We start from the raw sequence: 11398 nt of genomic DNA, 5'->3' as shown, positions 1-11398 counted from the left end.
CCGCTTCCACACGATCATTCGGTCGAAGGCGAAAGCGGCTCTGGACAGCTGGATCAGCGACGCAGCGGGGAGTCTGCTCTCGTCTTTTGCTGCCGGTATTGCCGCCGAACGGCAGGCAATTGGCGCCGCGGTCACTCAGCCGTGGTCAAACGGGCAAACCGAAGGTCAGATTACTAAACTCAAGCTGATCAAGCGGCAGATGTATGGTCGTGCCAAGCTCGATCTGCTGCGAGCTCGGCTATGCACCGCATGACCCAGCGATCGTCTGCACCGAATGGGCCGTGCTGGCGCCGCTGCTTCCGCCCATTTGGGCTGTCGGGCGACCGCCCACCTGGCCTTTGCGCGAGCTGGTCAACGCCATGTTTTATGTCCTGCGGGGCGGCATTCCGTGGCGGATGCTGCGGCCCTGCTTTCCACCCCGGCAGACCGTCGATGGCTGGTTCGCGACCTGGCGAGACGCTGGCGTTTGGCCGTCGATCAACATCGCCTGGTCATGCCCGACCGCGAGCATGTCGGGCGTGAAGCCAGCCCAAGTGCTGCCGTCATCGACAGTCAGAGCGTGAAAACGACGGAGGCTGGCGGCCCCTGCGGCTATGATGCGGGAAAGAAGATCAAGGGCCGAAAGCGGCACGTCATGGTCGATACTGATGGTCGGGCGCTGACGTTGCAGGTTCATCCAGCGTCCGTGCAGGATCGAGATGGCGCCGTGCCGTTGCTCAAGGCATCGCGTCGCAGCTTTCCCTTCGTGGAACTTGCCTTCGCTGACACCGCCTACGCGGCCGACCGCGTGAAGGACGCGGCTTGCATTGCCATCCAGATAGTCCGGAAAATCCCTGGGCAAGTCGGCTTCGAGGTCCATCCACGCCGATGGGTCGTGGAGCGGTGCTTTGCCGGGTTGGGACGAAATCGGCGGCTGGCCAAGGACTTCGAGGCTTCTATCGCCTCTGCGACAGCCTTCCTCCATGCCGCCTCAGCCATGCTGTTGATCAGATGGCTCGGTCGTTCCGCATGAGTTCAGAGTCAGACTCTCAGTTCAGCTTCTCCGGGACTGTTGTGAATTTTCCATCGCGCAGGATGGTGATAACCGCCACAGGCTGACCGTCCTTGAGCTCCGGGAAGACGCTGACGGCCCGTGATCCCGTGTTCTGCGCGACCGCTTTCTCGGTTGCGGCAATCAGGGGCGTTGAGGCTTTCTGCATTGCCGCCTTCTGGGAGTTGGCAGCCTCGAGATCCTCATCGTCGGTGATCTTCTTCGCCGACGTGACGGCGCCGCTGTCTGGCGCCACAACGACCTCGGTGTAGTCGCCGTCTGACATGGTGTAGATCGACAGCTGGAGCTTTCCGTCCTCGATCTCGAACTTCGCCGAGATCGGCTTCCCTGTCCTCTCGCTCGCCGTCAAGCCCTGCTGCAGTGTCGTCGGGACAGTTTTCAGGGCCGCTGCCAGCGCAGCCTAGTCGGAACCCTCCGCGTTTGCCTGGGGCTGCGCGAAGGCCGAGATTGCGATGGCGATGGCGATGGCGATGGCGCCCAGCCATGTGGATCGCAATGATTTCATAGCCATATTGGCCTCCTTAGCAAGGAAAGTTGGTGTCAGCATTTGCCGTGGCCGATGACGGTCGGATCCTCGGTGGCGAGCCTCGGCAGCATCGTGCACCGGGTCATTGGTCCCTTCCGAGTCGCGTCAGCTCTTCGCGACGTTGACCCTTTCCAGCGCCGCATGCAGACCTAGGGCCAGCTTCATGGCGTCGTCGTGAGCCCAGAAATGAACGAAGAACATCCTGGGCCGCTCGTCGAGCATATGGTTGTGCAGGGCGGTCACCTCGATGCCGTTCTGGCGCAGGGCCTGCAGGACCGGATTCACCTCGCTGGCCAGCAGCACGAAGTCGCCGGTGACGCCCGCCTGGCCGTTACCGATCGGCTCGAAGTTGATGGCGATCGCCGTTCCCATCGACGGAGGCACCGTCATGCCGCCGTCCTCGACGGCGTCGTTGCGCGGAATGCCGAACTGCAGGATGCCGCCGTTGACCGTTCCCTTGTGGCCCAGTGTCTGCTCCAGCTTCGCGGTATCGAGGTCCATCTGGGCTGCTGGCTGCGCGGTCGCGGCGGGCGCGCCGAAGGGGGTCTTGCTGGCGGACAGCGCCTCGTGGAGCGATCCGGCCAACTCGACCGGGTCGCCCCGTCCCGCAACATGCATGTAGAAGGTGGCGGGCTGGGCGCGTAGCAGATGGTTGTGCACGGCGGTGACGGTGACGCCGTCGGCGAGCAGCCTGGTCATCACCGGGTTGATCTCCTGCTCGGTCAGCACCAGGTCGCCCATCACCATCGCCTGGTTGCCCATGGACTTGAAGGCGAGCCAGCCCCCGAGCGCGAAGGTCGGTTTGATCGGAACGCCGTCGAGCGTCACCTGCAGATCGGTGCGCGGCAGCCCGTATTTCCGGACCGCACCCGGCTGGTCGGCGCCCTGCTTTCCGAGCGCCTGGTCGACCTTGCTCCAATCGATCTCGGCGGATATGGCGGGCGACATCGCCAGAAGGGAACCCGCGATTGCAACTGCGAAAGTGCTGCGCATCGAAACTCTCCTTTCACCTCTCGGTCACCGGACGAAGGTCTGCCCACTTGGTGCGTGAGCTTGGGACATCGTCCTCATCATGTTCGCGTCCTCCAATTTCCATGCGCGGTCCGGACGCACCGGGCCGTCACCGGAGGGACCGGATCTCCAGCCGGTCGAAGCGGGTGACGGAGTCCGCCTTGGTCCACAGGGCGACTTTGCCCGAACCGGCGAAGGTCCTGTCCGTCGCCGTGATAAGCTGCCTGCCATCGAACGAGACGGAGAAGCGGTCGCCCTCGGCGCGCAGCGTCAGGGTGTGCCATTCGGCGGACGACACCTTCGCCTGAGCTCCGGCGATCTGCTGCCGTCGGCCGCCCATGACCCTGTAGAGGTTGACGTTGTCCTCCAGCGCGTTGGCGCGCGCGACGTAGTAGTCGTCGGGCCCGCGAAGCCGGACGGCGATGCCGCCGGCGCGGTCCACCCGGCCCTCGACGGCCTTGAAGCGGACGCTGGCCTCCACGTCCTGCGCCGCCAGCGGCTGGTAGACGGCCAGGGGGAACCGATAGTCGGTCGGATCGGCGCTGATCTGTGCGATCGCCTTGCCATGGCTGGCCGTCCGATCTTCGACGACCCTCCAGTCGCCGGGCGGTCCCTGCCCGGTGCGCCACGACCCCAGGAAGTCCGGAGGCAACGGCCCCACCGGGTAACGCGACAGGTCAGGACCGCCCGCTGCGCCTTGCGCCCGGCACACCGCCGGGAGCCAGGGCAACGCGAGCGCGCCAAGGGCGATGTGGCGTCGGTTCATGGCGTAACCCCCACGAGGTGCAGGACGAGCCCCGCCACGGAGCAGGCCAGCAGCGTCGGGATCATCCCCGTCTTGAACCAGAAGATCGCCACCATGGCGGCCGCCGAGAGCGCGAGCGCCCAGGGGTCGAGGCTGGCGAGGACAGGGGCGTCGAAAGACAGGCCCGCCGCGCGCACTCGGTGCGCCTCGTGGAACCAGGTGTGGAGGGCGAACCAGACCGCGAGATTCAGGATCACGCCGACGACCGCGGCGGTGATGGCGGTGAGCGCGCCACTCAGCGCCTTGTTGCCGCGCATCACCTCGATGAATGGCGCGCCGAGAAAGATCCAGAGGAAACAGGGCGTGAAGGTGACCCAGGTGGTCAGCAGGCCGCCAAGCGTCCCGGCCAGCATGGGATGCAGCGCGCCGGGGTCGCGGAAGGCGGCCATGAAGCCCACGAACTGAGTCACCATGATGAGCGGCCCCGGCGTGGTCTCCGCCATGCCGAGGCCGTCCAGCATCTCGCCCGGGCGGAGCCAGCCATAGTGCTCGACCGCCTGCTGCGCGACGTAGGCGAGCACGGCGTAGGCGCCGCCGAAGGTGACCACCGCCATCTGGCTGAAGAACAGGGCGATCTGGCTGAAGGTGTTACCGATCCCGAGCGTGGCGAGCAGGACGGCGACCGGCACGAGCCAGAGCGCGAGCCAGACCGAGGCGGCGCGCAACGCGCCCCCGACGGTCGGGCGCGCGTGGTCGGGCAGCACCTCCCCGAGCAGGCTGTCCGCGTCGGCCACTCCCTTGGCACCGCCGCTGTCGTGTCCACCACCGTCCTTGAACGCGGCGGATCCCGACCGCCCGCCAAGGTAGCCGACCAAACCGGCGGCGAGGACGATGAGCGGGAAAGGCACGTCGAAGAAGAAGATGGCGACGAACGCCGCGGCGGCGCTGCCCACCATCACCCGGTTCCTCAGGGCCCTGGAGCCGACCCGGAACACCGCCTGGAGCACCACGGCCAGCACGGCGGATTTCAGCCCGAAGAACAGTGCGGCGACGACACCGACCTGGCCCCAGCCCGCGTAGACGTAGCTCAGCGCCATGATGGCGAACAGGCCGGGCAGCACGAACAGCGCACCCGCCACGATGCCGCCAACGGTGCGGTGCATCAGCCAGCCGATGTAGGTGGCAAGCTGTTGCGCTTCGGGACCAGGCAGCAGCGTGCAGTAGCTGAGCGCGTGCAGGAAGCGCGCCTCGCCGATCCAGCGCTTCTCGTCGACGATGAGGCGGTGCATGACCGCGATCTGCCCGGCGGGGCCGCCAAAAGAGAGCGCGGCGACGCGCAGCCAGACCCAGAACGCCTCTCGGAAGGAGACACCATGCCAGGCAGCCGCTTGGTGCGGCGCAGGTGCCGCGGTGGTCTCGGTGACGGGACCGGTCTCGCTCAAGGTACGCGCTCTTGCGCGCGCGTGGGCGATGCCGTGGACGGCGTCCAGTTGTGGACCTCCTGCTGGAAGTCGCGGCACCAGGTGTAGAGGGCGTCGTAGATGACCATGTCCTGCTCGAGCATGGCGTGGTCGTCGGGGATGTTAGCGGACAGTCCCATCGAGATGGCGTGCAAGCCGGACGCCTGCGGCGCCAGGTCGTGCCGTGCCGTGTCGGCGCCACGCACGATGAGCGCGAGTTTCTGGAGCGCTGGATCCTTGAGGTCGTAGCGCTTCAGGAACGCGTCGAAGGAGCAGAACTCGCCGTCATGCGCGAAGGGCTCGGCGCCCGGAATGTCGTAGGGCGTCGCGCCGGTTTCCTTGGCGACCGCGAAGACGCGGTCCGTCGGGACGTAGATGAACTCCGCCTCCGGCTCGATGAAGCGCCGGATCAGCCAGGGGCAGGCGATGCGGTCGATCTTCGGGCGTTCGCGCGTGACCCACTTCGTCATCACACGTCTCCTTGGTTGTGTCGCGGGGTGAGCGGGACGGTCGGCCCAGCCATGGCGTGCCAGGCGGTGATGCCGCCCGCGAGCATTCGGGCATCCAGGCCGCGCCGTCGCAGTTCGATGGTCGCCTCGCCGCTGATCTGGAAGCCGTAGACGCAGTAGGCGACCACCGGCTTGCCGCGGGGCAGGTCGTCGGCCCAGTCGGCGATGGCCTCGGGCGCAAGGAAGCGAGCCCCGGGCAGCATGTCGGTGCGCCGGGACAGGTCGTCGGCGAGGCAGACGTCCACGAGGGTGAGGTCCTCGCCACGGTCCAGCGCGCCGCGGAGCTCGGCTGCGGTGATCTTGGGCACGTCGGGGTTCGGCCATGGCGTGCTCGGCAGGTCAGGGTCCAGCGCCCGGCCGTGCCGCGCCTCGATGCGCTCCCAGTGGATGTTGCGCATGAACGCGTCCACGTAGGCGGCCGCCTTGGCGCCGAAATCGAGGGCGTAGGCGTGCTCGTACATGTCGAGCGCCAGCACCGGCACACCGCCCGCCAGGGTGTGGCAGTGGTCAGCCGCCCATTGGTTGGTCAGCCTGCCGAGCCGCTCCGACCAGGTCAGCAGCACCCAGCCCGAGCCGCCCGCGAGCGCCTTGCCCATGGCGGTGAACTCGGCCCGCCAGCGGTCGATCGAGCCGAAGTCGCGCTCCAGCGCCCGGGCCAGTCCGCCGTGTGGCGCGCCAGAGCCGCCGAGTGCGTCGAAATACGCTTCGTGCAGCAGCATGGAGTTGGCGGCGATGAGCCGCTCGCGCCCGAGGCCGTTGAGGTCGAAGACCGGGGCCGCCGACCAGTCCAGGCCCGCAAGCCGTCCCTCGATGGCGTTCAGGCGCCGGACCGCGCCGCCGTAGTTGTTCTCGTAATGGCTGACCAGAAGCCGATCGGACAGGCCGTCGAGCCTGTGCGGCTTGAAGGGCAGCGGCAGGACCTCATAGTCCATTTGGCGCCTCACCCCGTATGATACAGAACTCCATATTCCAATGAGCACCGAGATACAAATGTATCTTTCGTGAGGCCAAGTGTTATACTGCCTTCATGAGACATGCGGAGACCCCCGTGCATGCCGAGACCGCCCGCTGGCTGCTGTTAATCCACCAGCTTCCAGCCAAGCCCGCCTACCTGCGGGTGAAGGTCTGGCGGCGTCTGCAGGCGCTTGGCGCCGTGACGGTGAAGAACTCCGTCTACGTGCTGCCCGCCGGGGAGCAGACCCAGGAGGACTTCGAGTGGCTGCTCAAGGAGATCACCGAGGGCGGCGGCGAGGGCATGATCTGCGACGCCCGCCTCATCGACGGCCTGTCGGACCAGGACGTCCGGGGGCTGTTCAACGCCGCCCGCGCCGAGAACTACGACGCCCTGGCGAAGGAGCTCCGTGCACTGGCGGACGCGCTGTCCGCGGACGGCGCCGGGGGGAGCCAAGCGGAGACCAGGACCAGGTTGACCCGGCTCCAGGCGGAGGTGTCGCGGGTGGCGGCGATCGACTTCTTCGGGGCGGACGGGCGCGAGACTGTCGAGGGACTGCTCGCGGGCACGGAATCCCGGCTACGCGAGGCGGAAACGATGACCGACGACCGGCGCGAGGACGCGGCAGGCGGCGCGCCATCTGGCACGCTCAAAGGGCGCGTCTGGGTGACGCGCCAGGGAGTCTACGTGGACCGGATCGCATCGGCCTGGTTGATCCGCCGCTTCATCGACCCTGAGGCCCGGTTCAAATTCGTCCCTGCCAAGGGCTACGCGCCCGAGCCCGAAGAGCTGCGCTTCGACATGTACGACGGCGAGTACACCCACGAGGGCGACCACTGCACCTTCGAGGTGCTGCTGGCCCGCGCGGGCCTGGACGACCCCGCGCTCGTCGACATCGGCGAGATCGTGCACGACATCGACCTCAAGGACGGTAAGTTCGGGCGCGAGGAGGCCAGCGGCATCGCACGTCTCGTGGAGGGCATCTCGGTGGCCCACAGGGACGACCGGCAGCGCCTCGAGCGCGGTGGCGCTGTCCTGGACGACCTGTATGAGGTGTTTCGCATGAAGCGGGCCTGAGCTGCCGCACTCGGCGCAGGGGGGCAACCGCCTTCCTGACATGAGGGCGCCCCCATGTTGGGCGTCGCCGTCGTCACGATGTCCGCTCTTCCAGTCGGACGGTAGCGTCCGAGCTTGCGTCAGGAGACCGGCGCTTGGTCGGGCCACTCAGTCCGGGCCATCCGGTCAAATTTTCAGCGTCAAGGACTGATCGGCCGCGCGATGCGTCCTTCACACAGGTCAGGCGATGTATCCGCCCCGACCGGAGCGGAGGGCCTCGATGAACAGCTTGGTCGTGGCGGTCGTCCTCGCGGTCGGCACTCTCGCGCTCGGGGCCTGCTCAGGCGACTTCAGGGCATCTAACAGTGGATCGGTGCCAAAGGACAGTGGCGTGGACAGCGCTGGCGGCATGGGCGTGACGGGCGGTGGCTCGGGCATGGGCGGGGGCATGGGCGGCCACAGAGGACGGTGATGGCGAAGAAGCAGTCTGGCAATCGAGCCGCCTAGGGATGTCGCGTAAACGAGGGGGCGGAGATGCGCCGGTTTGTTCTCGCGGCAGGGTTGGCCCTTATTTGTGCTGGCTGCGTTGCACCGCCGCCTGAGCCGCTCATTTCGCAAGCCACGATCACCACGCCTCCGGATAACCCGGCGTGCCGCGACTACACGTTGCAGGCGATCGTGCACGGCGAGCCGCAGACCATCGTGGGGCACGCCTGTCAGCAACCCGACGGCACTTGGAGGATCGTGGAGGCCCCACAGGGCCAGCCCGCCCAATCCATGATGATCTATGCGCCGCCCCCGTATGCCTACTACCCCTACTACGATCCCTGGCTCTGGGAACCGCCAATCGGCCTCAGCGTGGGCGCGTTTGTCTTCGTGGACCGCCACCACCATTTCCACGACTTCCGCCGGTTCCATGAACGCCACGGATTCGCGTCCAGCGGCTTTCATCACGGAATGGAGAACCGGTTCAGGAACGCCGGTTCCGGAGGACGGCATGGGTGAGCGGCAACACTCATTGGCTAGTGCGGCGTGCCGGAGGCCGTGCTTCGCGCGGAACGCCAGCTCCGCTGGGGCACCCCCGGTCTTGCGGCAAAGCGCCCGTTGCGAGCCGGAGTCAAGTTCTGCGGCCCTGCGGAGGCAGGCCGTAAGTGAGCGTCTACCGTGGTGGGATTGGATTCTCCGCGCGCCCGCTTGTAATAGGCTGCAGCAACGCGGATGCCGTTCGCTTTGTGGCCAGATCGGCGCACTATAATCTATCACGGCCAAAAGCGCTGCTGCGGGCCGATTTCGCGTAGTAGCAATAAGTAAGTTCGGAATAATCGTCCGAGTTATTCGTCTCACATACGTTCTTCTGACATCACCCAGGCGGACGCATGCCGCATGAGCGTTCGGCAATCCTGCGCGGAATTTTCGGGAGATGCCAGGGCCGACGAGGCCCGCACTGAGGACGGATGCCGATGCGCAAGGCCCTCGCTGCCGCATTTCTGACGGTTACAATTCTTGCTGGCCCCGCTGCTGCCGAGCGCTTCGAGCGCGGAGGCCATATGGCCTTCGCGCGGCCACCCCTCGCGTTCCATCACCCGGGCTTTTTCCCGCATCCGCGCTTCTTTGCACACCGGCGATTTGCCGACCGCCGCTTCTTCTTTGGCGGGGTATTCATTGGGCCCCCAGTCGTTCCGGTGCCTTATCCACCCTACCCATACTATCCTTATTACTATCCCTATTACCCGCCTTATCCCTACTAAGAACGCCTTTCAAAACCCTTGTACGCTGTTCGGAGCTGATTCATGAAGGGGGATGACTCTACCCCTCGTGCCCGAATCGCTGTGGTCGATCATCGAGCCACTGCTGCCGCCGGCGCCTCCGAAGCCCAAGGGCGGTCGCCCGCCTGTTCCCGCGCGTGCGGCGCTCACCGGCATCCTCTTCGTCCTGCGCACCGGTATCCCATGGGAGATGCTCCCGGCGGAGATGGGGTGTGGCTCGGGCGTGACCTGCTGGCGACGGCTGCGAGATTGGCAAACACTGGGAGTGTGGGACCGTCTGCATCGTGAATTTCTGCGCCAACTGCGAGACGCGGACCGCATCGACTGGAGCCGGGCCTGCATGGACAGTTCGTCCATCGCGGCGAAAAGGGGGGTGCCGCGACAGGCCCCAACCCGACAGATCGGGGCAGACCCGGCACCAAGCGCCACCTGATCACGGATCGTCGTGGCATCCCGCTCGCCTTTATCCTGACCGGTGCCAACGTCCACGACAGCGTGCCCTTCGAAGATCTGCTCGACTCCATTCCGCCCATTGCAGGAAAGCGTGGCCGACCACGACGCAGACCGGCCAAGCTGCACGCCGACAAGGCCTATGATCATCGGCGCTGCCGCCGCGCTTGCCACCGCCGTCAGATCAAGCCCCGCATTGCGCGGCGAGGTATCGAGACCAGCCAAAAGCTCGGCCGTCACAGGTGGGTCATCGAGCGTAGCTTCGCCTGGCTCAACAGGTTCCGAAGACTTACCGTCCGCTACGAACGCCGGCTCGACATCCATCACGCATTCACGTCTCTCGCTTGTTCCCTCATATGCATGCGCGCGTTGCAGGGAAGGTTTTGAAAGGCGTTCTAAGTAGTGTCTCAGTTTGAAAACTCAGGTTGAAACAAGGCCCAGGAGCGGACTCCTCGATCTCCCCGTCGCGATCTTCCCCACCGTTACGGTGTGGCCGATCACGTCGGCAGGGCGCGCTTCTCACCTTTTGTTCCTTTGGGCATCAGACCGTCCCCTCTTTCCGAATGGAGGGCAGTAGCGCCACGGTCAGCAACGCGAACGGGCCGAAGAGAATGCCTAGCCACATCCACGCTTTTACCGATCGACCACGCCTTTCAGCTGTTCGGAATGACAGGCAGGCGGTCACGATGTTCAGTACGACCAGGATGAATGTGACCATGTTCAGGTTCCGAGATTCAGCTAAGCATCATATGCCCGCGGAACAGCGTTTTGTACCCGCGAAATTTGATCCGGCCGGTGGCGCTCAAATTTCAAACTGAGACACTACCGGCCCGGCCAGTCTCCAGCAGGGCATGGGAGACGTCCATCCAGGCCTCGGCGCCGACCTGGAAGGCCAGGCGTCCCTTGTCGGTCAGCGTGTAGGTCTTCCGCTGGCGGCCGGACACGACCTCGTTCTCGACGGTGACGTAGCCGCCTTCCTCGAACTCGCGCAGCGCGGGGTAGATCGTTCCCTCCGTCGGCGAGCAGCAGCCATTGGTGATGCGCTCGACGGCGCGCGTGATGTCGTAGCCGTGCATTGGCTGTTCGAGCAGCACACGCAGGATGAAGAACTTGGACAGCGACATCTTGATGGTGCCCGCCCAATAGGCCCGGCTCGCGTAGTCCGGGCCGGGGCGGGGTACGGGTCCCAGCGTCGTGGCGTTGGGTGACATATCGGTGGGCTATGCGTAGACCCTCGAGGTATCAACTAATCCGGTGCAGTCGAACCGGGCCCACGCCCGTCTTCCTGGGCGCTTCCGGTACAGCCAGGGGCATGGTCGCGGAACCTTCACGACAGCGCGGTCGGTGTCGCATATACCGAAAGCATGGAAACCAGAGAGGCTGCGGAGGCGCTCGGCGCCCTCGCACAAGAGACGAGGCTGGACCTCCTGCGGCTGCTGATTGCCCGCGGACCCTCCGGCATGGCGGCGGGCGAACTGGCGGGCGCGCTGGCGGTCTCGGCGTCCACCCTGTCGTTCCATGTCGGTGCGCTGGAGCGCGCGGGGCTGACCTCCGCGACCCGTCAGGGGCGCAACGTGATCCATGCCGTCCGCATCGCCGCGCTGCGGGAGCTCCTCTCCTTCCTGACCGAGCACTGCTGCGCGGGGCACCCGGAGCTGTGCGGCGACCTCGCCCGGCTGCTGCCGGAGTCGCCGCCCGACGCGATGCGGCCTGCCTTCCACGTACTGTTCCTCTGCACCGGGAATTCGGCGGTAGTGTCCGAGGTCGTGGTGGAAATTCCGACGGCATAACGGTGTAGGCGGAGGTGGTCATCGGATCGGCTGGCTAAGGTGGAGTTGCGAGGCTCTACCCCGAACCGAACGAGGACCCGAT

Annotated in this window: 14 protein-coding genes and 1 pseudogene; 7 read left to right on the top strand and 8 right to left on the bottom strand. The window is 66.0% G+C overall.

Translation table 11 applies throughout. The features are described from left to right. On the top strand, positions 1-253 hold a 253-nt coding region (locus tag OL599_RS25265; protein ID WP_264716827.1), incomplete at its 5' end, for a transposase. A gap of 19 nt (positions 254-272) precedes the next feature. Continuing rightward, positions 273-1012 (top strand): annotated as a pseudogene (locus OL599_RS25260) (IS5 family transposase); the annotation flags it as partial. Between the two features lie 16 nt (positions 1013-1028). Here the strand turns inward: OL599_RS25260 and OL599_RS25255 are convergent. The 6 genes from OL599_RS25255 to OL599_RS25230 all read right to left on the bottom strand — a co-directional run bounded on the left by OL599_RS25255 (position 1029) and on the right by OL599_RS25230 (position 6234). Continuing rightward, entirely contained in the window at positions 1029-1400 is a 372-nt protein-coding gene (locus tag OL599_RS25255) for a hypothetical protein (RefSeq protein ID WP_264716826.1), read from the bottom strand. Positions 1401-1682: 282 nt separating this feature from the next. Beyond that, entirely contained in the window at positions 1683-2570 is an 888-nt protein-coding gene (locus tag OL599_RS25250; protein ID WP_264716825.1) for a DUF1259 domain-containing protein, read from the bottom strand. A gap of 127 nt (positions 2571-2697) precedes the next feature. Continuing rightward, complete coding sequence (locus OL599_RS25245) at positions 2698-3354, bottom strand: hypothetical protein (RefSeq protein ID WP_264716824.1); 657 nt, start codon at positions 3352-3354, stop codon at positions 2698-2700. Continuing rightward, positions 3351-4775, bottom strand: coding sequence for a chromate efflux transporter (gene chrA, locus OL599_RS25240; RefSeq protein ID WP_264716823.1), 1425 nt, complete (start codon positions 4773-4775; stop codon positions 3351-3353). The genes OL599_RS25245 and chrA overlap by 4 nt, the downstream gene beginning before the upstream one ends. After that, positions 4772-5263 carry a chromate resistance protein gene (locus OL599_RS25235; protein ID WP_264716822.1) on the bottom strand — a complete coding sequence of 164 codons (492 nt, stop codon included), beginning with the start codon at positions 5261-5263 and terminating at the stop codon, positions 4772-4774. Before OL599_RS25235 ends, chrA begins: the two co-directional genes overlap by 4 nt. Beyond that, positions 5263-6234 (bottom strand): Fe-Mn family superoxide dismutase, encoded by a 972-nt coding sequence (locus OL599_RS25230; protein ID WP_264716820.1) that lies wholly within the window; start codon positions 6232-6234, stop codon positions 5263-5265. Before OL599_RS25230 ends, OL599_RS25235 begins: the two co-directional genes overlap by 1 nt. Before the next feature lie 116 nt (positions 6235-6350). Between OL599_RS25230 and OL599_RS25225 the strand changes: the two genes are divergently transcribed. The 4 genes from OL599_RS25225 to OL599_RS25210 all read left to right on the top strand — a co-directional run bounded on the left by OL599_RS25225 (position 6351) and on the right by OL599_RS25210 (position 9913). After that, positions 6351-7331, top strand: a complete 981-nt coding sequence (locus tag OL599_RS25225) for a chromate resistance protein (RefSeq protein WP_264716819.1) — start codon at positions 6351-6353, stop codon at positions 7329-7331. 513 nt (positions 7332-7844) lie between these two features. Further along, positions 7845-8315: a flagellar basal body L-ring protein FlgH gene (locus OL599_RS25220; protein ID WP_264716818.1), complete on the top strand. Its 471-nt coding sequence runs from the start codon at positions 7845-7847 to the stop codon at positions 8313-8315. Positions 8316-8770: 455 nt separating this feature from the next. Then, positions 8771-9058: a hypothetical protein gene (locus OL599_RS25215; RefSeq protein ID WP_264716817.1), complete on the top strand. Its 288-nt coding sequence runs from the start codon at positions 8771-8773 to the stop codon at positions 9056-9058. 52 nt (positions 9059-9110) lie between these two features. Continuing rightward, positions 9111-9913, top strand: a protein-coding gene (locus tag OL599_RS25210) for an IS5 family transposase (protein WP_408886999.1) whose coding sequence is annotated in 2 segments (ribosomal slippage) — positions 9111-9441 and positions 9441-9913 — 804 coding nt in all. Because the reading frame shifts where the segments join, the coding sequence is not laid out codon by codon here. A 154-nt stretch (positions 9914-10067) separates the two neighbouring features. Here OL599_RS25210 and OL599_RS25205 read toward each other — a convergent pair. After that, on the bottom strand, positions 10068-10244 hold the full coding sequence (locus tag OL599_RS25205; protein WP_264716815.1) for a hypothetical protein: 177 nt from the start codon (positions 10242-10244) through the stop codon (positions 10068-10070). Between the two features lie 91 nt (positions 10245-10335). Further along, entirely contained in the window at positions 10336-10737 is a 402-nt protein-coding gene (locus tag OL599_RS25200) for a PadR family transcriptional regulator (protein WP_264716814.1), read from the bottom strand. Positions 10738-10890: 153 nt separating this feature from the next. On the opposite strand from OL599_RS25200, the gene OL599_RS25195 reads away from it, so the two are divergent. Then, positions 10891-11316 carry an ArsR/SmtB family transcription factor gene (locus tag OL599_RS25195; protein ID WP_264716813.1) on the top strand — a complete coding sequence of 142 codons (426 nt, stop codon included), beginning with the start codon at positions 10891-10893 and terminating at the stop codon, positions 11314-11316. Positions 11317-11398: the final 82 nt, after the last annotated feature.

This window comes from Limobrevibacterium gyesilva, from assembly GCF_025989185.1.
Taxonomy (GTDB): Bacteria; Pseudomonadota; Alphaproteobacteria; order Acetobacterales; family Acetobacteraceae; genus Limobrevibacterium; species Limobrevibacterium gyesilva.
The sequence above is the reverse complement of the archived record's forward strand: the minus strand, read 5'-3'. Positions and strand labels throughout refer to the sequence as shown.

What these genes read in the sequence shown, in the direction of transcription:
- OL599_RS25245 (WP_264716824.1), bottom strand. Translation starts at nt 3,354, where the DNA reads ATGAACCGACGCCACATCGCCCTTGGCGCGCTCGCGTTGCCCTGGCTC.
- OL599_RS25250 (WP_264716825.1), bottom strand. Translation starts at nt 2,570, where the DNA reads ATGCGCAGCACTTTCGCAGTTGCAATCGCGGGTTCCCTTCTGGCGATG.
- OL599_RS25230 (WP_264716820.1), bottom strand. Translation starts at nt 6,234, where the DNA reads ATGGACTATGAGGTCCTGCCGCTGCCCTTCAAGCCGCACAGGCTCGAC.
- OL599_RS25200 (WP_264716814.1), bottom strand. Translation starts at nt 10,737, where the DNA reads ATGTCACCCAACGCCACGACGCTGGGACCCGTACCCCGCCCCGGCCCG.
- OL599_RS25235 (WP_264716822.1), bottom strand. Translation starts at nt 5,263, where the DNA reads ATGACGAAGTGGGTCACGCGCGAACGCCCGAAGATCGACCGCATCGCC.
- OL599_RS25205 (WP_264716815.1), bottom strand. Translation starts at nt 10,244, where the DNA reads ATGGTCACATTCATCCTGGTCGTACTGAACATCGTGACCGCCTGCCTG.
- OL599_RS25215 (WP_264716817.1), top strand. Translation starts at nt 8,771, where the DNA reads ATGCGCAAGGCCCTCGCTGCCGCATTTCTGACGGTTACAATTCTTGCT.
- OL599_RS25195 (WP_264716813.1), top strand. Translation starts at nt 10,891, where the DNA reads ATGGAAACCAGAGAGGCTGCGGAGGCGCTCGGCGCCCTCGCACAAGAG.
- OL599_RS25220 (WP_264716818.1), top strand. Translation starts at nt 7,845, where the DNA reads ATGCGCCGGTTTGTTCTCGCGGCAGGGTTGGCCCTTATTTGTGCTGGC.